Genomic DNA, 24,987 nt, shown 5'->3' with positions numbered 1-24,987 from the left:
TGACGGACCGTCAGGCCGTCGGCCGGAACGTCAGATCCAGGCGCGGTACGGCTCGTCGAGGAGCTGGAACACCGGCTCGCCGCGCACCGGGTCCTTCGCGGTGGCCAGCCGGACCCGGTCCCCGCTGTGGATACCGGCGGCCGGACCCATCACCCGGCCGCGTACGACGAAGCCCTCGGCCATCTCGACCAGCGACACATTGCGCGCGGCAGGCGTGTTCCGGTGGACCACCGTGGCGTGCCGGACCGTGCCCGTGCCCTCACTGCGCTCCGTACGCAGGTCGCTGCCCGCGCAGACCGGGCACAGCAGCCGGTGGTACATCGCGGTGGCGCACCAGCCGCAGCGCTGGAAGACCAGGGTGTTCGTGTCGGCCGGGGCATCGAGCAGGCCCGTGGCGGAACCGACGGCCATCGGACGAGTGGCGCCTAGTGAGTGGTACACGGTGTCATCTCCCTGCGCTCGGCCTGAATCCGAAGTGCGCGGTTCGCCGTGCCACCGTGCACGACCTCAGCGTATGGCACTCAGTGTCATGCGTAAAGGCACTGCGTACCCTCAATTCTCGGGCTGTTCGGTGAGCGCGGACTCGATCTCCTGGACGACCCGCCACATCGGTGCGCCGCGCCGCGAGACGAGGACCACCACGTCCTCGGCCCCGGCTTCGGGCTCGTTCCCGCCGGAGCCCTGGGGCGGGGTGCCGAAGGCCGCCTTCACGTAGTCCAGGGCATGGTCGACGGCCGTGGTCGCGTCGCCCTCCCCGTCCGAACGCAGCCAGGAGCGCAGCGCGTTGTTGTGGGCCGCGACGACGGCCGCCGCGATCACATCGGCCCGCAGCATCCCGTCGGGCCGGCCGGCGAACCGCTCGCGCAGATACGCGGCCAGGGCCCGCTCGTACCGCCAGACCACCGACAGCTCGGACGCGCGCAGCCCGGGAACCTTCTTGGTGAGGCGGTAGCGCTGGACGGAGAAGGCCGGGTTCTCGGCGTACATGAGCAGCACCATGCGGGCGGCGGCGCACACCCGCCCGACCGGTTCCGCGTCCTCGGGGCTCTCGGCGAGGTACGCCGTCATGTCGGCCAGGCACCGCTCGTGGTCCGGGAAGACCACGTCCTCCTTGGAGGGGAAGTAGCGGAAGAACGACCGGCGCCCGACCCCGGCGAGGGCCACGATCTCGTCCACGGTGGTCTGCTCGTAGCCCCGCTCCAGGAACAGCTGGAAGGCCGCCGCGACCAGGGCGTCCCGCATGGGCGGTTTGGTCATGGACGGGAAACTAGCATCAGAGCGAGGCCGATGGCACTCAGTGCGCTGCGTACGGGGAACTGAGTGCCCCGGATGCGCGGCCGACGCCGCGTTTCCCGCAACCTCCGCCAACCCCCGCCCGTCGCGCTGAACCCGGCGGCCCCCGACCGCGTATCACTCCACGGAGCCGACGGCATCGCCGTTCGCGGTTCTTGTGCGGAACGGACAGAAATCCGTGCCGCAGTCCGTACGCAGGGAAGGGGAGCAGAGTGTCGACACCGCCCGCACCGGGCCGGCCGGAACGCCGCCGGACCCTGGAGCCGACGCGCGTCCTGCGCCGGCGCCGTACCGAGGCGCTGGCGCAGCTCATGCGGGAGCACGACGAGGCGATGGCCGCCGTGCCTGAGGGCTATGAGGCCGTGACCCTGCCCGCCCCGGCGCCCGGCGCCGAGGACGCCACGCAGGAACTGCCCCCGGTCGTCCCGCGCAGACGTGCCCAACGGAGGGAACAGGCCGGGACCGGCTTCGGGTTCGGGCCGAACCTGCGCCGCGTCGCCGTCGTGGTCGCCGTCGGCGCCGCGGCCCTGGTCGGCTTCGGCTCGGCCCTGCTGCTCCCGGGCAACGCCCAGGGCGAGGAGGCCGGACCGGCCTCTTCCGCCACTCCCTCGACGGCCCCCAGCGCGTCGGCGCCGGCCGCCCCGGACGGCCCCGGCTTCCTCAAGGAAGGGGACAGCGGCCCCGAGGTGACCGACCTCCAGGAACGCCTGCTGCGCATCCCGGACGTCTACACCGACGGCGCCACGAGCGGCAATTACGACACCGCCCTCGCCGAGGCCGTGGCCCGCTTCCAGCTCTGGTACGGCATCCGCGGCGACGAGACCGGCGTCTATGGCGACGACACCCGCAAGGATCTGGAGTCCCGTACGGCGTCCTGAGCGCCCTCGGGGCCCTCAGCGGGCGGCGTGGGTGTCGACCAGGGCCTGGGTGACCTCGCGGATGCTGCGGGCGATGTGCTGGAGCTGGAGCACCTCGGCGGCGTACATCTTGATCGTGTGCTCGATGACCGACTCGCTCAGGCCGAGGCCGGGCAGGTCGGCGCGGGCCGTCTGGAGGGCGGTGCGGGCGATCCGGATCTCGTGCTGGACCTGGATGTGCGCGTGGCGGGCCAGCAGGACGGGGTGGCGGATCAGCGTCGGGTAGCCCGCGTAGCGCGTCGGCACCAGCTCGCGCAGCCATTTGACCGCCGAGCGCTCCCAGTCGTAGCTGCCGGGGATCTTGACCTGACACGGCCAGTCCGGGCCGGTCCGCGTGGCGATCGTGGAGGTCAGAGGCATGGTCATCGCTTCCGGGAGTGCGGCGTCGACAGGGTGGCGACGGTGTTCAGCGGCCCCGGCCTAGGGGATGGCCGGGGCCGCAACGGGCGTACGCGCAGGCGACACCCGTCCGGACACCCGAGGCGCCGACGCGGGTAGGAGACGGCGGCAGCGGGTCCGTGAGCAGTATTTATATATGCCGTCCGGTTTGCAAGAAGTATGAAAAAATTCATGCACAAAACGGGATGAACGCCCATACGCCCATATGTTGGTCTGCGTGGATGAGAGGGGAGCGGTCTCAGTCCCGGAGGAAGAACTGGTGCAGGTCGGCGCTCTGTTCGTACTCCTCCAGGCGCCCCTGCGTCCGCTCCGGATCGGCGTCCGTCATGGCCTGGAGCAGCGCGGCCGACAGCACCGCGGGCCCGGCGTACGAGTCGAAGACCAGCCGTGAGCCCGTGCCGGTGGCGAAGGTGATGTCGGCCTCGTCGGCCAGCGGGCCGAGTGCCAGGTCGGTGATCAGGGCCACCCGCAGCCCCGCCCGCCGGGCCACCTGCACCGCGGTGAGCGTCTCCTGCGCGTGCCGGGGCATCGAGAAGGCCAGCACCCAGGTGCCCCCGGCCTCCCGCGACTGGAGAAGCGCGTCGTAGGCGACACTGCCGCCCCGGGTCACCAGGCGGACGTCGGGGTGGATACGGCGGGCGGCGTAGGCGAAGTACTCGGCCAGCGACCCGGAGATACGCAGCCCGAGCACGGTCAGCGGGGTCGAGCGCGACAGGCTGCGGCCGACCTCGATCACCCGGTCCGGGTCGGCGAAGTCCCGCCGCAGGTTCTCCAGGTTGGCGATCTCGGCGTCCACGGCCGCCTGGAGTTCGTTGCTCCGGTTCTCCTCCGCCGTGCCCGGCGCGCTCGCGAGGGTGCTGAGCGCGATCGCCTGGAGCCGCTCGCGCAGCGCGGGGTAGCCGCTGAAGCCGACGGCCGCCGCGAACCGGGTCACGGACGGCTGGCTCACGCCCACCCGGTCCGCGAGGTCCGTGATCGACAGGAACGCGGCCTCGGTGATGTGCTCGATCAGATACTGCGCGATGCGCCGCTGTCCGGGGGAGAGCCGGGGCCCGTCGAACAGCTCCCGCAGCCGGGAGGCCGGCGCCGCCTCCGCCTCAGGGGCGGTCTTCCCCGAGGTGATCGCGGACGCCTGGGCGCGTGCCTGCTGCGGCGATGGCACCGATGAGCCTCGTTCGTCTCCCACAGCGACTCAACATAGCTCACCGTTCACCGGCGGAAGATCGTGATCGAGTGGCCGACCTCGTCGACCTCGTGGCTGGTGTGGATCAGCACCGCCAGCCGGCCCGTCGCCTTGGCGATCGACGAGTCCGACACCACCAGCAGTCCGCGCACCTTCCGTTCGGGCTGACGGCGCGGATCGGACGCGTGGATCCCGTAGTACGACGGCACCCCGCTGCCCTTGTAGACGAGCCAGACGTGCTGGCCCGCGTACCGGTTCCGCAGCCGGTCCGCGAGCCGCCCGAGGTCCTGGCCCCAGTCGACGTTGGAGTCGTGCAGCCGCTCGTGCGTCTTCGCCGCACCCCCGAACGCCTCGTTGGCGTACGGCAGATAGAACGGGAACGTCCGCAGCGAACTGACCGCCACGAACACCAGCAGCCCCGCCGCGACGAACGGAACCCAGCGTCGCCGCAGCGCGAGCACCCCGATCGCCGCCAGCGCACCGAACATCGGCACGAAGATGGCGTACCGCACCCCGAAGTTCCGCTCCCCCTCCATGGCGGCGGCCAGCAGCACGGCCGTCGGGAGCAGCAAGTAGGGTGCCACCGGCCGGAGTTGATGGGACGTCACAAACGCGACCGTTCCCGCGGCCCACAGCGCCAGCATGCCCAGCGGGGTCTTCACCAGGAGTGCGGCCGGCAGGTAGTACCAGAGGGAACCCTCGTAGTGCCGCCCGAAGAGAAAGCCTTCCCAGTGCGCGTTCTCCAGGCCGAACTGCATCCGCATCCCGTCGCGGTAGGCCTCCGGGAAGGGCAGCAGCCCGGCCAGCTGCCCCCGCAGCCCGTGCACCACCGGGACCTGGCCCGCGGTCGGCGTCCAGCGCAGCCGGGGATCGACGACGAGATGCGACGCCCATACGACGGCCACCGCGACCAGCGCCACCAGGGCCGCGCCCGCGAGAGCACGCACGAGCAGCTTCCTGCGAGCCCCCGGAGCCGAGGTCCGCCGGGCGTGCCACACCGACAGACCGGCCAGCAGGAGCAGTACCGGGACCGCGGCGAGGGTGTTCATCTTCGTGGCGACGGCCGCTCCGAGCGCCGCCCCGGCGAGCGGGAGACACAGCCGGGGCCGTCGCCGCGCCCGCCACAGCAGCCACACCGACGTCAGCACGAACCCGGCCGCCGGTACGTCGAGCGTGGCCAGCGAGCCGTGCGCGACGACGTCCGGCGAGAACGCGTACAGGGCGAGCGCCCCCAACCCGCCGACCGCACCGGCGAGTTCACTGCCGAAGGCGAACACCACAAGACCGAAGAGCAGCGTCAGTACGATCACCGGCAGGCGTGCCCACAGCATCAGCCGCCAGGGGTCGTTGCCGGACTCGTAGAGCAGATGGCGGCCCACCTGGCCCTGGTTGCCCTCGAAGTGCCGGTCGAAGTGCGGGCCGGCCGCGGCCACTCCGGCGGCGACGATCAGCTTGCCCAGCGGCGGATGCTCGGGGTTGAGGCGCAGGCTGTGCTCGTGGAGGTAGACGGCCGCCGTGCCGACGTACACGGGCTCGTCGATGGTGGGCGTCTGCTCGACGGCCGTGGTGAGCATCGCGACGGCCATCTGGAGCAGCAGGACGGCGACGGCGAGCGGGATCAGCAGGCGCCGGTGGTGTCTCAGAAGGGCGAGCAGTCGCGCGCGTCCGGTCGGGGGCGAGGGAGCGGCGCCGGGGAGCAGCTCTACCGGGGCCTCGACGGCGGACGGGGCGAGAAGCGTGTGCCGGTCGCGCGTCATCGTCCGCCTCGCGGCGACGCCGACCGCGCGGCGGCGGGAGTGATCCGGAGCCGGGCCATGGCCCTACTCTCGCATCAGCTCCCGCCCCGCAGCGTGCATTACCGCTTCAGGAGTCGTACCGACAGACCCTCCGAGGTGTAGACGGGGACGGCGCGGACGGTGTCCGAGTCGACCTCGATACGGTCGAACTGCCCCCGCACCACCGGGGCTTCGATCACGGAGACGACGCTGCCCACGGCCGGCGGCTTCTCGGAGTCGAGGGTCAGCGACAGGACGCTGCCCTTCTCCAGGATCACCCGGCGCGTCACCGTCACGACCTCCTTGCGGCGGCCCGCGCGCAGTGTCACCGCGAGCGTCGCCGACTTCTGGTAGTACGTGCCGTGCAGCTGGACCGGCTCCGTCACCCGCAGCGTGCCGCCCCGCACCTGGACGTCACCGTGGCCAAGACCGTGGGCCGAGGAGGAGACCAGCGTGCCCTCCTCGATGACCGTGCCGCCCGTGTAGCTGTTGTGCCCGGTCAGCGTGAGCGTGCCGGTGCCCGTCTTGGTCAGTCCGCCCCGGCCGTCGATGTCGTTGCGCCAGGCGTCGGCCGCGCCGAAACCGCCCGCCGCCGCGTCCAGCGCCACGGTCACGTCGGACTCGAAGGAGCCGTAACCGTCCGCCGCGGCGAACAGGTTGAGCCGGCCCCACTGCTCGGCGCCGTCGAGCAGGACATACCCGGCGGGCAGCGCGGTCGTGCGCAGCACCGCGCGCCGCTGCGCCGCGTCCAGGTACGGCTGACGCGTCTCGAGCAGCACCTCCGCGCCCTTGGGCACGGTCAGCGCCTGGTCGCGGCCCCTGCGGTTGAGTATGTACGTCAGCTTCGGCTCGACCGTACGCGCGTTGGCGTCCCGGTCGGCGTACGCGTCGGTGCCCGAGTGCGCGTAGGCGTACAGGGTGTCCGCCGTCGTGCCGGTCTGCGCCTGGAAGTAGGCGAGGGCCTGGGAGCGCGCCGCGGCCTTCAGGCTCGCGTTGGCCGGGTCGGCGAGGGCGGCGGCGGCCAGGGCGGTGGCCATGATCCGCCCGCCCAGGACGTCGACGGGGGAGTGCATGCCCGACATGATCCGGGTGTGGCTCAGCTCGAAGGCGCGCGTCACGATCTCCTGGAAGCGCTCCGGGACCGCGTACGCGAACGCCAGCGCCGCCAGGTGGAAGGCGTTGGTGTGGCCGCTGGGGAAGCCGCCGTCCTCGGCCGGGTTGGTGCCGCGCTGCCGCAGCAGCTGCGTGACGACGACCACGTCGGACTCGTACACCGGGAAACCGAGCGCGTCGGTCGCACCGGTGGGGACGACCTCGCTGTCCTCGTTCATGCGCCACGGACGCGGGTACTGGAAGGCGAACTTGGCCGGGTTGCCGGAGGCGAACGGACCGCGCACGGTGTCGACCAGCTTCGCCACCTGACCGAGGTCCGAGGTGTACGAGCCCGCACCGAGCGCGGATCCGGCCGGGGCGCCCGCCGGGACGGAGTCGCTGATCGTGGTCGCGGGCGTCGTGTCCGGCGCCGTCGTGATCGACGTGACCGCCTTGGCGCCCGCCTTGTACAGGTCGGCCAGCGGGCCGAGGGCGGCGATCATCGCGTAGCTCTGGTGCTGACGGTCGTAGACGAACGCCTCCCTCGCCTGCGCCTCGGTGCGCGCACCGGTGAGGCGGGCGCAGTAGCGCACGTTGGCGCGCAGCACGTCGGCCATCAACGGCGTACCCGTGTTCCAGGCGGCGCCGGTCTTCCACACCTTGGCGAAGCCGCCGAGGATCCGGATCACCGCGTTGGTCTCGGGCGTCTGGTTGGCGACGATGTTGGTCGTGTAGTCGTCGACGAACGCGGCGGCGGTCGTCGCGGACCTCGCCTCGACCGAGGAGGCGGCGGTCGCGGCGCTTGCCTCCTCGACGCTCGCCCAGGTGAGCACGGTCGGGGCCACGACCAGACCGGCCGACGCGGCCAGGGAGGTCTTGAGGATGCTCCGCCGGTTCAGGGCGGGCCGGACCGACGACGCGGTGGTGTGGAGTCCGTCTGAAGACGGCATGCGCGTGCCTCTCTGGAGTTCTTCGGCCGTGCGGCCAGGAGGGAAGGTGGTGCGGGTGACTGCGCCTCGACGAGCACATGGGACGAGCACATGAGACGTGCCGGCCACAGGTGGCCTGTGATGAGGGTGAGTCGTACGGGTGAAGATCTACGGTCGGGCGATGTCCGGCCGGGGATTGCTCAATGGCCGGAACGTGTCATACGAGTGAACGGGCCAGCGCCACGGCACCCGTCACCGGCGCCACCCGCAACGGTCGCAGCCGCGCACCGGGGACGAGTATGGCAAGGGACGCCAACAGCGCGTCGTGCAGGGCGGGTTGGGCGAGCACCGTACCGCCCGAGACCACCACGTCGGCGACGGGGACCCCGCGTCCGGCGAGCCGCACGACGAGCGACGCGAGCGACCTGCCGCCCTCCGCGATCACCTCTTCGGCGATCAGGGAACCCCTCTCCGCCGCCTCGAACACCACGGGGGAGTGCCGGCCCCACTCGGCCGAGACATCCGTGGCGCTCTCCAACGCGGCGCCCAGCGCGGGCACTTCACTCACTCCGAAGGCCGAAATGAGCCCCGCGGCGAGTGCGTCGGGTGACTCGCCCCGGTCGTGGGCGGCCCAGACGGCCCGCGCCGCCTCGCGCACGAGACCGGCGGCCCCGCCTTCGTCGCCGAGCACGGCACCCCAGCCGCCGACCTGGACGAGAGTGCCGTCGGAACGCCGCCCGACGGCCACCGAGCCGGTGCCGGCGACCAGGCCGACCCCCTTGTCCAGTCCCGCCGCGGGGACCAGCAGTTCGGCGTCGCCGACCACCAGACACGGCACGCCGAGACGTTCCTGGAGGACGGAGCGGATCTCCTCGCACTGCCGGGGCGTCTCACAGGCGTGACCGCCCACGGCGACCGAGGAGGGGAGGGTGCCCGCGGGCAGCGCCTCGCCGACCACGGCGCACAGCCAGTCGGCGGCGGCCACGGGGTCGTGTGGCCGCCAACCGCTGCTCGAACGCACATGATCGGCGACGGTGACGCTCCCCGCGTCGGCGCGGAGGTGGGTCTTGGTACCGCCCACGTCGATACCGACGGCGATGGGCGCGGAGTCCTGCACGGATCCTCTTTCGTCGTTGCGCGGTGGCTGCGACGGTGGGCGAACCGTGTCTGGAGCAGGGAAAACCTGACGTGCAGAAGAGCTGCGGAAGAGCTAAGGAGGCCCCGGGACAGGCCTCTTCGCGGACACGGCAGGCGAGTACCGTGACATTCGTTAGGAAGTTAACTAACGAAGTACAGTGCGTGTCAAGAGGTATCGCGCACTCGGCCGCGACGGTGGTCCGAACGGGCCGGAACACGGCGGGAAACCGCGGTACCAGGGCGTCCCATCGCCGCATCCCACGACATCGAGCTGCTGGGGGAGCGCGGCCTTCGACCTTGGGGAGACTGTGGAACACGACGTGGCGAAGGCCCCCCGCCTGACCGAGAGCGCGAGCGCGGTGTTCGCCGTGCTGGCCGGGGCGGGCACGGCCACCCGGCCCCAGCTCGCGAGTCTGGCGCGCCTGTCGAAGCCGACCGTGTCCTCCGCCGTGGCGGAGCTGGAGAGCGCCGGGCTCGCCGCCCACTCGGGCATCGCGTCCGGCGGTACGGGCCGTTCCGCCGCCGTGTACGGACTCGGTCCCGCGGCCGGTTCCGTACTCGCCGTCGACCTCGGCCCCGCCCTGACCCGGGCGCGCGGCTGCGCCCTGGACGGCACCCTGCTCGCCGAGGCCACGGGCTCCCGCGAGGAGGCCGCCGACGTGGTGCGCGAAGCGCTGTCCGCGCTCCCCGCCGACGCTCCGCTGCGCACCATCGTCGTGGCCGTCGGTGATGTCACCGCGCGCGCCGAAGAGGGCACCGTACGTCCGGCGACCGCCAAGGCGGGACCCGTCTTCGACGCGGTGGCCGTGGCGCTGCCGCCCGGGGTGCCCGTCCACCTGGAGAACAACGTCAACTGCGCCGCGCTCGCCGAACTGCACGAGGGCGCGGCGCGCGGCCGGCACACCTTCGGCTATCTGCGGATCGGTGTCGGTATCGGTCTCGGCATCGTCGTGGGGGGCCATGTGCTGGCCGGGGCCAACGGGGCGGCCGGAGAGCTCGCCCGGCTGCCCTATCCCTGGGACGACGACCTGGAGCCCCGCCACGAGGCCCTGGAGGAGTACATCGGCGCCCGCTCCCTGCTGCGCCGGGCCGCCGAGGTCTGGCCGGAATCCGACGTTTCGTGCCCTCGTACGGTCGATCGGCTGTTTTCGCTGGCCGGGGAGGGCGCCGCCACGGCCCGCGCGATCGTCGACCGGCACGCGGTGGACGTGGGTCGGCTGGCCGCCGCGGTGACCGCCGTACTGGACCCCGGGCTGCTCGTCCTGGGCGGCAGCACCGGCTCGTTTCCGCAGCTCCTGCCCGGTGTGCGGGCCGAGCTCGAGCGGCTGAGCTGGCCCACCGAGGTGGTCAGCAGCCAGGTCGGTGATCTCGGCACGGTGGTGGGCGCTGCGCGGCTCGCGGTCGTCAGGGGAGTCCAAACCGTGACCGAGGCGGCGCGGACGAAGCATTGACGGTTTCGGACTCGGTCTGCCAATGTCCGGACAAGCGCTTTCTAAGTCGGCCGGGACGCCGGCTTGGGGCGAGCCTCCCGCCCGTACTCGACGTACGGCAACCGCACGAGGGCGTGCCCGTGCGGTGACGGCCAGCAGGCCGGGGATCCCGCCCCGCGTGGACGACGCGGCCGGGCGAGGCTGCGCCCCCCCGGAAAGCAACCTTCCTGCAAAATGCACCAGTGCCGCCTCGGTCGGCGCCGTGCTCTGCCCCTACCGAAAAAAAGGGATCGAAGATGACCACTGTGGGTGTGCGGCGTTCCCGCCGACTCGGCCGCGGCGGTATGCGCCGCCTGGTTCCCCTCGCTGCCGCTGCCTCGGCAGGTGCCCTGCTGCTCTCCGCCTGCGGCGGGGGAGGCGACTCGGGCGGTACTTCCAAGTCGCTGACGTTCTGGATCTCCACGGTTCCGGGGCAGGACGCGGGCTGGAAGAAGTCGGTGGCGGCGTACGAGAAGGAAACCGGCGTCAAGGTCAAGCTCGTCAACATCCCCTACGACGGCTACTCGACGAAGCTGCGCAACTCCGCGCAGGCGAACTCGCTGCCCGACGTGGCGGCCGTGCCGGCGCTGGACCCGATCTGGTCGAACAAGCTGATCGACCTCAGCTCCATCGCCAACAACAAGACCAACAAGATCAACGCCAACTTCGTCGCCAAGGACTCGTCCGGGAAGGTGCTGTCCATCCCCTCGGACGTCACCGCGTCCGGCATGTTCATCAACAAGTCGCTCTTCGACAAGGCCGGCGTCTCCTACCCGACCTCGCCCTCGAAGACCTGGACCTGGACCGACTTCATCAAGGCGGCGAACGAGGTCCGGGAGAAGACCAAGGCCAAGTACTCCCTGACGTTCGACCAGTCGGCGTCCCGGCTGCGCGCCATGATCTACGAGTTCGGCGGGGAGGGCGTCCACGCGGACTCCTCCGGCAAGTTCTCGGTGGACGACGCGACCAAGAAGGCCGTGAACACCTTCGTCGGCTGGAACGACGACAAGACCATCCCGAAGTCGGTGTGGACCAGCGGCGCCGACCCGTCGGCCATGTTCCAGAGCGGTGACGTCGTCGCCTACTGGTCCGGCGTGTGGCAGGTGCCCGCCTTCGCGGAGAGCATCACGAAGTTCGACTGGGCGAGCGTGCCGACCCCCGCCGAGCCGGTGCAGGCCAGCGACGTCAACAGCGGCGGCATGACGGTGGGCTTCAACAACAACGCCGACGCGGCCAAGGCCGCGCAGGACTTCCTGTCCTGGCTGTACGAGCCGGCCAACTACAAGGTGCTGTGCGAGGCGTCCGGCTTCCTGCCGGTCGAGAGCGGTCTGAACCCGACGTACCCCTTCAAGTCCGAGGCGGCACAGGCGGCGTTCAAGCTCTACAACGAGTCGATCCCGCTCTACGCCCCGATCTCCGGCTACTTCAACTCCGCCCAGACGAACTGGGTGCTGAAGGGCAAGAGCCTCACCGACGACCCGACCAAGGCTGAGATCGGCAAGGCGGTCAACGGCGAGCAGTCGGCCGACAAGGCCCTGGAGAACATCGTGGCCGGCTACAACCAGCAGGTCGGCGGCGCATCGTAGGCCCCAGGTCCGGGCGGCGGTGCGAGCCACCGCCGCCCGGACCTGGACGTCCGCGTGATGCCGGGCTCATGGCGTGAGCCCACCGCAATCCCATCCACCAGCACGGAGTCAGGAAGATGACAAAACGAGCCTCGGACGTGTCCGTGAGCCCGCCCAGGAGCCGCAGTAAGTACACCCTTGCGCCGCTCGTCCTCATCGCGGCCAATGTCGTGCTCTTCGCGCTGTTCTTCGTCTGGCCGGCGGTGATCGGGCTCGTTTACTCCTTCACGAACTACACGGGCATCGGGTCGTTCCAGTTCGTCGGACTGGACAACTACCAGAAGCTGCTCGGGGACTCGACCTTCTACGACGCGACGACCCGCACGCTGCTGTACACCGTGCTCTTCGTTCCGCTGAACTTCGTGTTGTCGCTGCTCGTCGCCAACGTGGTGGTGAGCAAGCACGCCAAGGGCGCGTCGGTCGCCCGTCTCTTCTTCTTCATCCCGTGGCTGCTGTCGCCCATCATCGTGGGTGTCCTGTGGCGATGGCTGTTCGGTGAGAACTTCGGACTGGTCAACTACCTCATCGAGAAGGTCGGCGGAAGCGCCGTTCCGTGGCAGTCGAACGCGGACCTGTCACTGATCGTGGTCGTGGTGGCGGCGGCCTGGGCCTGGACGGGCTTCTCCATGCTGCTGTTCATCGCGGCGATCAAGAACGTACCGACGTCGTACTACGAGGCGGCCTCGCTCGACGGCGCCGGTCCGTGGCGCCAGTTCATCAGCATCACACTGCCGAGCATCGCGCCCACCTCCTTCATCGTCATCCTGCTCAACACGATCCACGCGATGAAGGAATACGCGGTGTTCGCCTCCCTCAACAACGGCGGACCCGGAACGTCGAACAACCTGCTTGTCCAGTACATCTACCAGACGGGGTTCAAGGCGGGCCAGATCGGCTACGCGAGCGCCGCGTCGTTCGTGCTCATGCTCATCCTGATGGGCGTCGCGATCATCCAGATGATGGTCAACCGGCGGGTGGAGAACCGATGACAACCACAGACATTCCGCGCAAGGTCGACGCCGACTCCGTACGGGCCGTCTCCAAGAAGAGGCGCCGTGGCTCGGCAACCGGCGGGCTTCGGCGCGCGATCGCCCCGACGACTCTGCTGTGGTTCCTGGCAGGCCTCTACGGGATTCCGGTGCTGTGGTTCGTCCTCAGCTCCTTCAAGCCGGCGGGAGACCTGTTCTCCCTTCCGCTGACGGTGTTCCCGCACAACCCCACCGTGTCGGGTTACAAGGAAGCGTGGGCAAGCGCCAACTTCGCCCAGTACTTCATCAACACGACCCTCGTGTGTGTGATCGCGACGATCCTCACGGTGGGAGTCAGCTGCTGCACCGGGTACGCGCTGGCCAAGTACGACAACAAATGGCTCAAGGCCATCTTCCTCTGCATCCTGGCCACCACGATGCTGCCGGCCGAGGTCATGCTCGCCCCGCTGTTCCTGGTGGTCCGCGACCTCGGCTTCTACAACTCGCTCACCGGCATCATCCTCCCGGCTCTGCTCACCGCGACCGGGTGCTTCATGTTCCGCCAGTTCTTCCTGACGGTCCCTGACGAGCTCATCGAGGCCGCCCGCATCGACGGCGCGAAGGAGCTGTCGATCTTCCTGCGGATCATGGTGCCGCTCTCCCGGCCCATCGCGCTGACGCTCGCCATCCTGTCGTTCCAGTGGCGGTGGAACGACTACATCTGGCCGCTGCTGATGCTGAACGACCCCGAGAAGTTCACCGTGCAGATCGGCATCCAGAGCCTCGTCGGGGCGCAGAACATCAACTGGTCGGTGCTGCTCGGCGGTTCGGTCATCTCCATGATCCCGCTGATCGTCGTCTTCCTGGTGTTCCAGAAGTACGTCATGAACGCCGACATCAACGCCGGCCTGAAGGACTGACCTTGTACGTCCCGCTCGACCACGAGTTCGTCCGTGCGGCGGCCCACGCCGCCGACCGGCAGGCCGCCCCGCTGGCGGCCCGCCCCGACGAGGAACCCGCCGGTGTGCCGCACCGTGGTCTGGCGCGGCGGGTGAAGACCCTGATCGCGGCCTACCGGTCCCCGGACTCGGCACTGCACGCCAGCGGACAGGCCGTCGCCGCCGCGATCACCCACCTGCGTGCCCTGCGGGCCACGCAGACAGACACCGGCCTCTTCGCCGGCGGCGACAACGTGCAGTCGCCGCCGGACTCCGGCTTCACCGTCAACGACGTGTGCGACGCACACGTCCTCGCCGCCGGCGCCGGGCCCGAACTGAGCGATGTCACAGCCGCGCTCGCCGAGATCGCAGGCGCCGCCACCGGCAGCCTCCTCACCGGCGGGGTGCACACCCCGAACCACCGCTGGGAGCTGTCCGCGGCGCTGGCCCGGCTGCACCGGTCGTTCCCGGACGACCGCCTGCTCGACCGCGTCGAGGAGTGGCTCGCCGAGGGCATCGACATCGACGCCGACGGCCTGTACTCGGAACGCAGCGCCAACTACGCGGCCCACGTCTCCAACCCGTCGCTGCTCCTGCTGGCCGAGGTCCTCGGCCGCGCCGACCTGCTGTACGCCGTCGAACGCAACCTCGCCACCACCCTGGACCTGATCAGGCCGGACGGCACGGTGGAGACCGTCCACTCGCGCCGCCAGGACCAGAAGGGCCCGTTCCCGCTGGCGCCCTACCTGCCGCACTACCGCCTGCTCGCGATCCGCACCGGCCGGGGCGACTTCGCCCGGGTGGCGCGGCTGGCGGCCGCCGACGGCATCGACGACCCCGACCTGCTCGCCGAGACCCTCCTCACCCCGGACCTGTGCCGCGCCCTGCCGGCCCCGGCCGAGGAGGCACTTCCGCGCGACCGGTACCTCACGACCGCACGCCTCGCCACCCGCGTCTCGGCCACCGCGCACACGGTGGTGTACGGCGGCTCCGACGTGCCCGAACACCGGCGCATCCGCTCGGGCCTCGCCTGCAACCCCACCTTCCTGCGCCTGTTCGCCGGCGACGCCGTCCTCGACGCGGTCCGTCTCTCGCGCGGCTTCTTCGACCTGGGCCCCTTCCGCGCCGCAGACATGGAACAGCCCGCCGACAACAGCTACCGGCTCACCCAGACCCTCACGGCCGCCTACTACCAGCCGCTCCCGAAGGACGACAGGCGGGACGACGGCGTCTACCGGCTGGTGGACGACGGACGCTTCTCCGCCTCGATGGCCTTCCCGGACCGCCCTCAGGACGAGGTCTCCCACACGACCCGCGTCGAGGTGAAACTGCGGGAGGACGGCGCCGACCTGCGCATCGACATCAGCGGACCGCCGGTGCCCTGGTCCCTCGAACTGACCTTCCGGCCGGGCGGTGTGCCGGAGGGCGCCGTACCGATCGGCGACGGACGCTGGTGCCTGACGAGCGGGCCCATGACCTACCGGGTCGGGGACGACGAGATCCGCGTCGAGGCCAACCTCCAGGCAGGTGAACCCCTCGCCGGGCCGGACCGGAGCGACGTACTGCGCTACGACCCGGGCCAGGACTACACCGTGGTGGGTGGCACCGACGCGACGACCGGGAATCGCGTCTACATCGGCGGACTCGGCCCGCACACTGTGACCGTCGCACTGCGCGCCCACCGGCCCGCACTCGTCGTGTGACTCCGTGACTTTGTGACTCCGACGAACCACGTCATGAAGGACTGAGGGCATTGCATCTCCCGCACCAGCGAGGGGCGTTGCACGATCTGCCGGCGGCTCCGGCGGACTACGACGCCGTCCTGACCGCCGTCGTGGGTGAGGCGCTCACTCGCCTCACCCGCGACGGCAACCTCGAACACCCCGCCGCCACCGACGACATCGGCGACACCTCCCTCGGCGTCACCTCGCTGCTGGCCCTGGCCTGGCAGCGCGGCAAGGACCCGCGGCTGCCGGAAGCGGTGGCCCGCAGCCTCGCCTTCCACCTCCGCGAGCGCGTCTACACCGAGGACAACCCCGGCTACCCCAACCTGCGGATCCGCAACTCCGGTCTCCCGTACGCCCGTTACGTACTGGAGTCCGGCGCGCACCCCATCGGCGACTGGCCGAGCACGGTGTGGGCGCTGCTCCAGGCCGTCAACGTCCTGGACGCGGCCGAGGGGCTCGTCGCCGACGAACAGCGCGCGGAACTGGTCGAGTTGGCGCGCGGCTACTGGCGCTGGCTGACCGAGGCGACCTTCTTCAACCCGCAGGAGGCAGGCAACCAGGCCATCGGCTGTGTGGTGGGCGGCCTGATGCTGGCTCCCCATCTCCCTTCCGAGGAAGGGCAGTCGGTCAGGTCGCGCGCGATCTCGCTGTACGTCGACAAGATCCGCGCCCACCGGGTGAGCGACCGGGGCGTGGCCCTGCCGCCCGAGCACGGCGGCGCCTACGACAACAACTACGGCCCGATCTCCCTCTCCTTCCTCGCCCAGGCCCACCGGATCAGCGGCGAGGAGATCTTCGCGGAGGACGGCGAGACACTGGCCCGCTACATCGACGCCCGTCTGACGAACGGCGGTTACGACAACGGCGGCCCCCGCTACAGCGAACAGCACTCCGCCTTCGAATCGGTCCTCGGCCTGCGCTACTTCGGCCACCGCATCGGCGCCGACCTCGGCCGCTACCGGGGCGACAGCCGCTGGGCCCGCCACGCGGCCAAGCCGGACGGCGGGATCGACGGCCACTTCGCGTGGATGCTGGTCTGGCAGATCCAGGACACCACCCCCTGGCACCGCACCCCCTCGACCGCACCCCTGCGCCACCAACTCCGCGCCGGCACGGTGTCGGTGGCCTTCGACAGCAAGATGACCCCGTCACTGGTCGAGGCGGCGGGCATGTACTACCTCCCGGCGGCGGTGAACCGCCAGCACGGCTTCGGCCCGGTCGTGGACGGCTTCCTGCTCTGCCGCCCGATGGGCGAGGTCCGGGTACGGGACGTCCGCACCGACGGCCTCGCGGCCAAGCTGGTCACCAAGCCGGTCGTCGGCCGCGACCACGTCCTGCGCCATGTGCGGTCCCTGTACGTCACGGACGGCACGACCCTGTGGGTCACGGTCGCCGTCGAACAGCTCGACGGCACGCCGTACTTGCTTGTGGGCCTGCCGTACGCCACGGATGACGGGGACCGGGTTCGCCGTACGGCCGAACCCGGCGGTGTGGCCGCTGCCGGTCCCCTGCGTCTGACCCACCCTGGGCCGGAGGGCGTCGACCACTTCGACGCCCGCAGCGAGGTGACCCAGGAACAGGCGGCCTTCGCGCTTGCCGCCGACCCGCGCGGCTACGGCAACCCCGACGAGGGGTGGCGGTATCTGGTCAGCTCCACGGCGCTGGAGGCTGACCCGGTGCCGGGCGCGCCGGAGGGGCTGACCGTCTTCGCCGTGCGGTACGGCGACGGGGGTCGCGGGTTCGAGCCTGTCTTTGAGGCGAGCCCGGAAGGTTTGCTGGTGCGCACCGAGGCGTTCACGGCGGTCATTGGTGAGGCGGTGGGCGATGCCCACGGTGAGCCGGAGTTGACTGTGTCGGGCTGCTGACCACCGTTTTCGGCTGCGGGTCCGTGGGGGCTGGTCGCGCAGTTCCCCGCGCCCCTAGGTGGGTGTGGTCCCGCCTGTCTTCACCATCAGGTCGGCTCGGTCCCGGGTTGCCGCTACCAGGTCCGCGTTGGGCTGGTCCGAGCGCAGGACCCACGCCACCGCCTCCTCGTGGGTCTTGCCGAACTCCTCGTGTCGGGCGATGAGGCGGCGCAGGCGCTCCTGTTCGTCCAGCTTGCAGAACCACACCTCGTCCAGTTGCGAGCGGACCCGGGGCCACAGGAGTAGGTAGTTGCCCTCCGTCACGATCAGGCGGGCGGTCGGCGGGACTGGGATCGCGCCCGCGATCGGCTGCTCCAGGACCCGTTCGAACCCCGGGGCGTAGACGATGCCGTCCTCGCCCTCGGTACGCAGTCGTTGCAGCAGCGCGGCGTACCCCGCCGAGTCGAAGGTGTCCGGCGCGCCCTTGCGGTCGCGCAGACCCAGGCGGTCCAACTCGATGTCGGCGAGATGGAATCCGTCCATCGGCACATGGGCGACCCAGGGCGCGCCGTCGCCGTTCAGAGCCCGGACGAGCCGCTCGGCGAGCGTCGTCTTGCCCGCGCCGGGGCTCCCGGCGATACCGAGCACGGCACGCCGGTCGTCCCTGACCAGCGCCCGGGCCCGGCCGAGGAGCTCGTCGAACGTGGGGGAGGAGGGAGGTCGTTCCACGCGGCCGAGTCTCTCACCTACACGGACAGCCCTTCGTAGGCCGCCGCCAGGATCATGAACGCCCGGTCGTCGCCGAGGCCTTCCGGGTCGAGCATCCGGTTCATGACGTACGCCACGGTCAGGCGCGCGTCCATGTCGACCAGGACCATCGAGCCGCCCCAGCCGCCCCAGAAACACGTGCGGGGGTTGGGGAGTTGGCCGCTGTGCAGGCCGTACCCCATGCCCCAGCGCATGGGCACACCCAGGGTGTTGTCCGTGCCGCGGAACTGCTCCTCCAGGACACGCTCACAGCCCGCCTCCGACAGCAGCCGTACGCCCCGTGCGGTGCCGCCGCAGGACAGGACCGACTGGACGGCGGCGACCGAGCGGGCGTTGCCGTGGCCGTTCGCGGCGGGGATCTCGGCGCGCCGCCAGGCCTCGGTGTTGCCGGTGGCGGGCGGGAGGTGGGGGTTGCCCGGGCGGTCGCGCGGCAGAGCCGCGTTCGGGTCGAGGACCCGCTCGGGCGGGGCGATCACGGGCGCGACCCGGTGGTCGTGCTCGGCGGGCAGCCCGATGTGGAAGTCGGCGCCCAGCGGCCCGGCGATCTCCTCGGCGAAGAACACACCCGGGGTGCGGCCGGTGACCCGGCGGATCACCTCGCCGACCAGGTGGCCGTAGGTGACGGCGTGGTAGCCGCCCTCGGTGCCGGGCTTCCAGGCCGGGGCCTGGGCGGCGAGCCGGGAGGTGGCGGTCGGCCAGTCGTAGAGGTCGTCGAGCGTCATCGGCTCGTCCCAGGTGGGCAGGCCCGCCGTATGGCCCAGCAGATGCCGGACCAGGACGTCGTCCTTGCCGTTCGCGGCGAACTCGGGCCAGTACCGGGCGACCGGCGCGTCCAGGTCGAGTTCGCCCCGGTCGGCGAGGACCAGGGCGCACAGGGCCGTCATCGTCTTGGTCGTGGACCAGGTGTTGGTGAGGGTGTCGCGCTCCCACGGGACGGTACGGGCCTCGTCGAGGTGGCCGCCCCACAGGTCGACCACCGGCTCGCCGTCCAGGTACACCGCGACGGACGCGCCCACGTCCTTGTCGTCGAGCGATGCGGCCAGCGCCTCGCGCACGGAGGCGAACTGGTCGGTGCACGTGCCGGAAGTCTCCACCATGCGGCGACCGTAGCCAGGCCCCGCGGACACGGCCACCGAATATTGCGTCGCGTGCCCCGGATCAGGTGCGGTCGATATGTACGTTCGTCGACTTCACGCGGGCCGTGGCCTCCACGCCGACTTCGAGGCCGAGTTCCTCCACGGCCTCCCGGGTCAGCAGCGACACCAGTCGGTGGGGGCCCGCCTGGATCTCGACCTGAGCCGCCACATCGCCGAGCTTCACGGCCGTGACGATGCCGGGGAAGGCGTTACGGGCCGAGGTGTACGACGGCTCCTCCTCGCCGGAGCCGCTGCCCGCGCCGGAGTTCGCGCTCGCCAACTCGGTCGAGAACGCGGCCAGATCCCGTCCGTCGATCAGCCGCCGCCCGCCCTCGTCACGGTGGGTCTTCACCCGCCCCGCGTCGGCCCACCGCCTCGCGGTGTCGGGGCTCACGCCCAGCAGACGGGCGGCCTGACCAATGGTGTAGGACTGCATACGCGCCAACCTAAGCTCGTTCCTCTGTCTCGCAAAATGAGCAACAGCGCCCGTCCGGGCGTACTGAACTGGTAGGGAACGCACGCACACAGCACGGCCACGCCCGGAGGTACCTCGCCCGTGAGCATCACCAAAGCGGCCCCGCCCGGGGCCGGCCACCACGACACGGAGGCGCCGAAGGGGGATCCGGGCGGCGAGCAGCAGGGCTGGCAGTTCAACTCGCCGCTCGTCCTGACCATGCTGCTGATCCTGGTGGTCGCCCTGCAGGGGCCGATCCGCGGCGCGGTGTCCGCGCCGGTGATGCAGAGCTGGATGACGGTGTTCGTCGCCGTCGTCGTCCAGGCACTGCCCTTCCTTGTCCTCGGGGTGTTGCTGTCGGCGCTGCTCGCGGTGTTCGTACCGCCGTCGTTCTTCGCCCGCGCCCTGCCCAGCAGGCCCGCCCTCGCGGTGCCGGTCGCGGGGATGGCCGGGGCGGTGCTGCCCGGGTGCGAGTGCGCGTCCGTGCCGGTGGCGGGGGCGCTCGTGCGGCGGGGGGTCGCCCCGGCGGCGGCGCTGGCGTTCCTGCTCTCCGCCCCGGCGATCAACCCGATCGTGCTCACCGCGACCGCCATCGCGTTCGCCGGCCGACCGGAGATGGTGGTCGCCCGGTTCGTCGCGAGTCTGCTGGTCGCCTGCGCGATGGGCTGGCTCTGGCAGCGGCTCGGCCGCGCCGACTGGCTGCGCCCGCCGGCCCATCCCTCGGACGAGGGCCTCGGCAAGGGCGCCGCGTTCTGGAGTTCCGTACGGCACGACGTGATGCACGCGGGCGGCTTCCTGGTCGTCGGCGCGATGGCCGCGGCCACGCTGAAGTCCGTGGTGCCGGAACGCTGGCTGAGCCTCGCGGCGGACAACCCCGTGGTGTCGGTCCTCGCGCTCGCCGTCCTCGCGGTGCTGTTGTCGATCTGCTCGGAGGCGGACGCGTTCGTCGCCGCGTCGCTGACCCAGTTCTCGCTCACGGCCCGGCTGGCGTTCCTGGTGGTCGGCCCGATGATCGACCTGAAACTGTTCGCCATGCAGACGGCGACCTTCGGCCGGGGCTTCGCCCTCCGCTTCGCGCCCGCCACCTTCGTCATGGCCGTGGCGTCGTCGGTGCTCGTCGGGGCGGTGCTCCTGTGAACCGGCAGGCACAGGCGGTCGTCCTGTTCCTGGTCGGCGGAGCGATGGTGCACGCCGGCACCACCGACCTCTACCTTCGGTACGTCAAGGCAGGGCTCCAGCCACTGGTCGTCGGCGCCGGAGTGGTCCTGATCGTGGCCGCGCTGGCGACGGTCTGGTACGAGCGGAAGCGTGCAGGTACCGGCCCCGGCAAGGAGGTTCACGTCCACCGTGAACCGCGCGTCTCCTGGCTCCTGGTCCTGCCCCTGCTCGCGCTGATCCTGGTCGCCCCGCCCGCCCTGGGCTCCTACAGCGCCCTGCGCACGGGTACGGCCCTCCAGGCGCCGCTGGCCTATGCGCCGCTTCCCTCCGGTGACCCCGTACGCCTCAGCCTCGTCGACTACGCGGGCCGTGCGGCCTACGACCACGGGCGCTCGCTGGGGGACCGGCGGATCACGATCACCGGGTTCGTCGCGCTCGACGGCAAGGGCACCCCGTACCTCGTCCGGATGGCCCTCAACTGCTGCGCCGCCGACGCCCAGCCGGTCAAGGTCGGTCTGACCGGCCGGATCCCCCCGGTCATCCAACCGGACACCTGGCTCGAACTCACCGGTACCTACACCGCCAAGCGGACCAAGGACCCGGTGAACAACGGCATCATCCCGTTCTTCGACATCACCGGGGCGAAGCCGGTCCCGACGCCGCGCGACCCGTACGACGAGAGCTGGAACAACTGAGCCCAGGGTCGAGGAGGTCAGGTCCGGTCAGGGCTGGATGAGTCCGCGTTCGTACGCCTTCACCAGGCGCTGCGGCACCATGTGCGCGACCCCGTCGACGGTGACCGGCACCAGCTGGGTCGGGGCCGCCTTCCACTGGGCGCGGCGGTGGCGGGTGTTGCTGCGGGACATCTTCCGCTTGGGAACGGCCATGGGAGTCCTCCTCGGTCGGTGAGCGAGACAGGACGCTACATGAAAATGGATCCCATTAACAATATTGGTGTCGGTGGCCGGTCCGTCAGGGCTGGTGCGTGACGCTCACCTGCACGGTCAGCGTGCCCCGGTTGTCCTCGGAGCAGGCCCCGGCGGAGTCGTTGATGCCCAGTTGCAGGGTGCCGTTCCCGGCCGCTCGGAAGGTCAGCTTCCGTCCGACGGAGTGGACGGGGAAGTCCTTGGTGCCCGTGAGGACGGCCAGCAGGGTGCCGAACGGTGCCGCGGGTTTGACCTTGCAGTCCTTCGCGCCGTCCAGCAACGCGTCGGTGTCCGCGTCGTACCCGGCCGGCCCGGTCATGGGTATGTTCCGGTGGTCGACCGTCCATTCTCCCGAGACGAATCGCACGGTGACCTGGTCTCCCCGCCGGACGGCCGCTCCGGTCACCGGCTGCCAGCCGGTCGCCGACTGCACGACCTGATTGACGGTCGTCGTCTTCGGGCCGTCCTTCAACGGCAGCGTCCCCGTGAGGAAGAGACCGCCCACGACGCCCGCCGCCAGTACAGCTGTCCCGGCCAGTGCCCACAACAGCCGCTTCGGCCCCGTCGAGCGGGACGACTGCTGCTGGGGCTTGAGCGATGTGGTGTGCCGCGCCGTCGGTACGGTCTGTCCGGCTGCGACCGGCCGCCCGTGCCCGCTCGTCACCGTGTCCGCGTCGGCCGTCGGGTGCGAGGGCCGGCGTACGCGCACGGTCGCCGGGGGCAGTGGCTCGGCGGACATCCCCGGCGTCTCCCCGGCCGCGACCCGTTGCAACGCGGAACGTACGACGGCTGCCGAGGGGCGCTCCGCCGGGGCCTTGCGCAGCAGCGCCTCGACGACCGGGCGCAGCGGGCCCAGCCGCTCCGTGAGGACGGGTTCCTCGTACGCCACCGCGTGCAGCGTCGCGGGCGCGGCCGGTCTGCGGAACGGGGACAGCCCGCCGCAGACCGTGGCGAGGGTCGCGCCCAGGGACCACAGGTCGGACGCCGGACCGGCCTCCGCCCCCGTCACCCGCTCGGGCGCCATGAACTCCAGGGAGCCGATCAGCTCGCCGGTGGTCGTCAGGAACTCGCCGTCGTCCAGGGCCGCGATGCCGAAGTCGGTGAGCACCGCGCTGCCGTCGCGGCGCAGCAGGACGTTGGCGGGCTTGACGTCCCGGTGCAGGGTGCCGGCGTTGTGCACGGCTTCCAGCGCGCCGAGCAGCTGGAGACCCAGAGTGGCCGTGTGCTGCGGCGTGAGAGGGCCGGTCTCGGCGGTCCGGTGGGCCAGCGAGGGCCCGTTGACGAGTTCCATGACGATCCACAGCCGGTCCTCGGCCTCGACCAGGTCATGGACGCCGACCACATGGGGGTGCGGCACCCGGGCGACCGCGCGTGCCTCACGGATGGCGCGGCGCACCCGGATGCGGTGCTCCTCGTCGCCGTGGGTGAGGATGTGCAGCTCCTTGGCGGCGACCGGCCGGTCGAGCAGCTGGTCGTGGGCGCGCCAGACCGTGCCCATGCCGCCCCTGCCGAGGATGTCGTGGAGCAGATACCGACCGGCGATCAGCCGTGCTGAGCCGTGCCCCGAGCCGCGTTCCGAACGCGTCGCCGATGGGTGATCGCCGTCTCCGGATGTCACGTGCGCTCACGTTTCCTGTTCGGTTGGTCGTCGTCCGTTCGAAGGGGCCGAGCATAGCGGAGCGGCTCGTCCTCCGGTGCCGTCAACTACCTTGTGGAGAAAGGGGTTTGACGGCATTTGCCGTTCCGTACGGGGAGGGCAGCGGCGTTGCACCGAAGGTACAGATGGGTGGACCGTGAGCTTGCCCGAATGGACCCGGAGACCGACTGGGAGCGGATGATCTCGCTCTACATCGGCCACCGCGTCCCGGAGTTCGCCCTCGCGATGATGATCTATCCCGGCACGATGCGCATGATGCAGCCGAGCATGGGGTCCGCCACCCTGGCCCACACCGCGAAGCTGGAGACGCGGCCCCGCCGGCGCTTCCAGGACGGCAACGACTTCCTGACGGCCTGGATGGTGGACGGCCTGTCCAGCGAGGCCGGCCGCAAGGCCGTCGAACGCCTGAACCGCATCCACCTGAGCGTCGCCCGCCGCACCCCGCACCTCCCCGGCAACTTCGACGACATCGACGACTTCGTCTATCCCCTGGTCCTGCTGGCCACGTTCGGCGACCGGCTACAGACCTCGCTGGGCCTGCCCGGCACGAGCGAGAACATGAAGACCGCATGGCACCACTGGGCGCAAACGCTCTTCCGCCTCCTGGAACGAGAGTCCGGCCCCTTGACGGGTGAGGCGTTCCCCGAGGACTGGAACGCGATGACCGAGTTCGCCGAGAAGTTCGACTCCCGGCCGTACGAACAGACGGAGTCCGGCCACCGCGTGGCGACCGCGATGATGGACTTCTTCGCCGAACGTTGGTTCCCGTCCCCCTTACGCCCGTTCGGCCGAGACCTGACCCGCTACCTCGCCGGCGAGCGAGTCTGCCGCCTCCACGACATCGGCTGGCTCAGCCCCCGCAGAGAGCGCGCCGTCCGAGCCTTCCTGAAAACCACGTTCCGCGCCCAACGCCTACTCCCCGACTACCGCACCCCACTCCCCGAGCGCCTACGCCGAACCCGCTACACCAACACACAACTCAGGAAGCTGGAGCCGTGAGCCGTGAGCCGTGAGCCGTGAGCCGTGAGCCGTGAGCCGTGAGCCGTGAGCCGTGAGCCGTGAGCCGTGAGCCGTGAGCCGTGAGCCGTGAGCCGTGAGGCCTGGGCCCTGGGGCCTGGGGCCCGAGGTTTGACGGGCCTTCGGCCCTCGCCCCCGGCCCCAGTTCAGGCTCCGGTCCCAGTTCAGGCCCCGGTCCCGGTCCCAGTTCAGGCTCCGGTCCCGGCTCCGGTCCCGCCTCCGTCCCCGCCCCCGACCCGGCCCCAGTTCCGGCTCCGGTCCCGGCCCCAGTTCCGGTCCCGGTCCCGGTCCCGCCTCCGTCCCCGCCCCCGACCCCGGCCCCAGTTCCGGTCCCGGTCCCGGTCCCGCCTCCGTCCCCGCCCCCGACCCCGGCCCCAGTTCCGGCCCCGGCCCCGGTCCCGGTCCCGGCCCCGGCCTGGCTCCGGTCCCGGTCCTGGCTCCGGTCCCGGTCCCGGTCCCGGTCCCGGTCCCGGCCCCGGCCCCGGCCCCGGTCCTGGCTCCGGTCCCGGCCCCGGTCCTGGCTCCGGTCCTGGCTCCGGTCCCAGCTCGGGTCCGGGCCCATGCTCCGGGCCTCG

22 protein-coding genes are annotated in these 24,987 nt (G+C 71.1%); 10 read left to right on the top strand and 12 right to left on the bottom strand.

The genetic code is table 11. From position 1 onward, the window contains the following. Positions 1-30: 30 nt before the first annotated feature. Together OG787_RS03000 and OG787_RS02995 are read right to left on the bottom strand one after the other, a co-directional pair. Positions 31-411, bottom strand: coding sequence for a Zn-ribbon domain-containing OB-fold protein (locus OG787_RS03000; protein ID WP_369031114.1), 381 nt, complete (start codon positions 409-411; stop codon positions 31-33). Between the two features lie 141 nt (positions 412-552). Beyond that, positions 553-1,242 carry a TetR family transcriptional regulator gene (locus tag OG787_RS02995; RefSeq protein WP_405540392.1) on the bottom strand — a complete coding sequence of 230 codons (690 nt, stop codon included), beginning with the start codon at positions 1,240-1,242 and terminating at the stop codon, positions 553-555. 263 nt (positions 1,243-1,505) lie between these two features. Between OG787_RS02995 and OG787_RS02990 the strand changes: the two genes are divergently transcribed. Further along, complete coding sequence (locus OG787_RS02990) at positions 1,506-2,171, top strand: peptidoglycan-binding protein (protein WP_405534208.1); 666 nt, start codon at positions 1,506-1,508, stop codon at positions 2,169-2,171. Positions 2,172-2,186: 15 nt separating this feature from the next. Here OG787_RS02990 and OG787_RS02985 read toward each other — a convergent pair whose 3' ends face one another. The 5 genes from OG787_RS02985 to OG787_RS02965 form a co-directional block, all read right to left on the bottom strand. After that, positions 2,187-2,576, bottom strand: coding sequence for a hypothetical protein (locus tag OG787_RS02985; protein ID WP_369031116.1), 390 nt, complete (start codon positions 2,574-2,576; stop codon positions 2,187-2,189). Positions 2,577-2,847: 271 nt separating this feature from the next. After that, entirely contained in the window at positions 2,848-3,771 is a 924-nt protein-coding gene (locus tag OG787_RS02980) for a MurR/RpiR family transcriptional regulator (RefSeq protein ID WP_369031117.1), read from the bottom strand. Between the two features lie 47 nt (positions 3,772-3,818). Further along, positions 3,819-5,549, bottom strand: a complete 1,731-nt coding sequence (locus tag OG787_RS02975; protein WP_405534207.1) for an ArnT family glycosyltransferase — start codon at positions 5,547-5,549, stop codon at positions 3,819-3,821. 98 nt (positions 5,550-5,647) lie between these two features. Further along, positions 5,648-7,609 carry a phosphatase PAP2 family protein gene (locus tag OG787_RS02970; RefSeq protein ID WP_405534206.1) on the bottom strand — a complete coding sequence of 654 codons (1,962 nt, stop codon included), beginning with the start codon at positions 7,607-7,609 and terminating at the stop codon, positions 5,648-5,650. Between the two features lie 196 nt (positions 7,610-7,805). Then, complete coding sequence (locus OG787_RS02965; RefSeq protein ID WP_405534205.1) at positions 7,806-8,705, bottom strand: N-acetylglucosamine kinase; 900 nt, start codon at positions 8,703-8,705, stop codon at positions 7,806-7,808. Positions 8,706-9,045: 340 nt separating this feature from the next. On the opposite strand from OG787_RS02965, the gene OG787_RS02960 reads away from it, so the two are divergent. From OG787_RS02960 to OG787_RS02935, 6 genes are all read left to right on the top strand, one after another. After that, complete coding sequence (locus OG787_RS02960; RefSeq protein WP_369031121.1) at positions 9,046-10,176, top strand: ROK family transcriptional regulator; 1,131 nt, start codon at positions 9,046-9,048, stop codon at positions 10,174-10,176. Positions 10,177-10,451: 275 nt separating this feature from the next. Beyond that, positions 10,452-11,780, top strand: a complete 1,329-nt coding sequence (locus tag OG787_RS02955) for an extracellular solute-binding protein (protein ID WP_369031122.1) — start codon at positions 10,452-10,454, stop codon at positions 11,778-11,780. Between the two features lie 116 nt (positions 11,781-11,896). Beyond that, positions 11,897-12,808 (top strand): carbohydrate ABC transporter permease, encoded by a 912-nt coding sequence (locus OG787_RS02950; RefSeq protein WP_369031123.1) that lies wholly within the window; start codon positions 11,897-11,899, stop codon positions 12,806-12,808. After that, a complete protein-coding gene (locus tag OG787_RS02945; RefSeq protein WP_405534204.1) occupies positions 12,805-13,707 on the top strand; it encodes a carbohydrate ABC transporter permease in 903 nt (300 codons plus the stop codon). The genes OG787_RS02950 and OG787_RS02945 overlap by 4 nt, the downstream gene beginning before the upstream one ends. A 2-nt stretch (positions 13,708-13,709) precedes the next feature. Beyond that, complete coding sequence (locus tag OG787_RS02940; protein WP_405534203.1) at positions 13,710-15,428, top strand: hypothetical protein; 1,719 nt, start codon at positions 13,710-13,712, stop codon at positions 15,426-15,428. A gap of 50 nt (positions 15,429-15,478) precedes the next feature. Then, positions 15,479-17,317, top strand: coding sequence for a hypothetical protein (locus OG787_RS02935; protein WP_405534202.1), 1,839 nt, complete (start codon positions 15,479-15,481; stop codon positions 17,315-17,317). A gap of 54 nt (positions 17,318-17,371) precedes the next feature. Here the strand turns inward: OG787_RS02935 and OG787_RS02930 are convergent, their stop codons facing one another. The 3 genes from OG787_RS02930 to OG787_RS02920 all read right to left on the bottom strand — a co-directional run bounded on the left by OG787_RS02930 (position 17,372) and on the right by OG787_RS02920 (position 19,636). Next, positions 17,372-18,025 carry a nucleoside/nucleotide kinase family protein gene (locus OG787_RS02930; protein WP_405534201.1) on the bottom strand — a complete coding sequence of 218 codons (654 nt, stop codon included), beginning with the start codon at positions 18,023-18,025 and terminating at the stop codon, positions 17,372-17,374. Positions 18,026-18,042: 17 nt separating this feature from the next. Continuing rightward, entirely contained in the window at positions 18,043-19,161 is a 1,119-nt protein-coding gene (locus tag OG787_RS02925) for a serine hydrolase domain-containing protein (protein ID WP_405534200.1), read from the bottom strand. A 61-nt stretch (positions 19,162-19,222) separates the two neighbouring features. Further along, complete coding sequence (locus OG787_RS02920) at positions 19,223-19,636, bottom strand: molybdopterin-binding protein (RefSeq protein ID WP_369031129.1); 414 nt, start codon at positions 19,634-19,636, stop codon at positions 19,223-19,225. 120 nt (positions 19,637-19,756) lie between these two features. Between OG787_RS02920 and OG787_RS02915 the strand changes: the two genes are divergently transcribed. Further along, entirely contained in the window at positions 19,757-20,791 is a 1,035-nt protein-coding gene (locus OG787_RS02915) for a permease (RefSeq protein ID WP_369031130.1), read from the top strand. Continuing rightward, a complete protein-coding gene (locus OG787_RS02910; RefSeq protein ID WP_369031131.1) occupies positions 20,788-21,507 on the top strand; it encodes a TIGR03943 family putative permease subunit in 720 nt (239 codons plus the stop codon). The genes OG787_RS02915 and OG787_RS02910 overlap by 4 nt, the downstream gene beginning before the upstream one ends. A 27-nt stretch (positions 21,508-21,534) precedes the next feature. On the opposite strand, the gene rpmF is transcribed toward OG787_RS02910, so the two are convergent. Together rpmF and OG787_RS02900 are read right to left on the bottom strand one after the other, a co-directional pair. Beyond that, positions 21,535-21,699 carry a 50S ribosomal protein L32 gene (gene rpmF, locus OG787_RS02905; protein WP_389356566.1) on the bottom strand — a complete coding sequence of 55 codons (165 nt, stop codon included), beginning with the start codon at positions 21,697-21,699 and terminating at the stop codon, positions 21,535-21,537. 85 nt (positions 21,700-21,784) lie between these two features. Next, the gene (locus tag OG787_RS02900; protein WP_405534199.1) at positions 21,785-23,356 is read right to left on the bottom strand and encodes a protein kinase domain-containing protein; all 1,572 of its coding nucleotides are present in this window, start codon (positions 23,354-23,356) and stop codon (positions 21,785-21,787) included. 168 nt (positions 23,357-23,524) lie between these two features. On the opposite strand from OG787_RS02900, the gene OG787_RS02895 reads away from it, so the two are divergent. Then, complete coding sequence (locus OG787_RS02895; protein WP_405534198.1) at positions 23,525-24,394, top strand: DUF2236 domain-containing protein; 870 nt, start codon at positions 23,525-23,527, stop codon at positions 24,392-24,394. Positions 24,395-24,987 lie beyond the last annotated feature (593 nt).

The sequence above is a fragment of the Streptomyces sp. NBC_00075 genome (assembly GCF_045041225.1).
GTDB classification, from domain to species: Bacteria; Actinomycetota; Actinomycetes; order Streptomycetales; family Streptomycetaceae; genus Streptomyces; species Streptomyces adonidis.
Note: the sequence above shows the minus strand (reverse complement) of the source record. Positions and strands in the feature narration are given on the sequence as shown.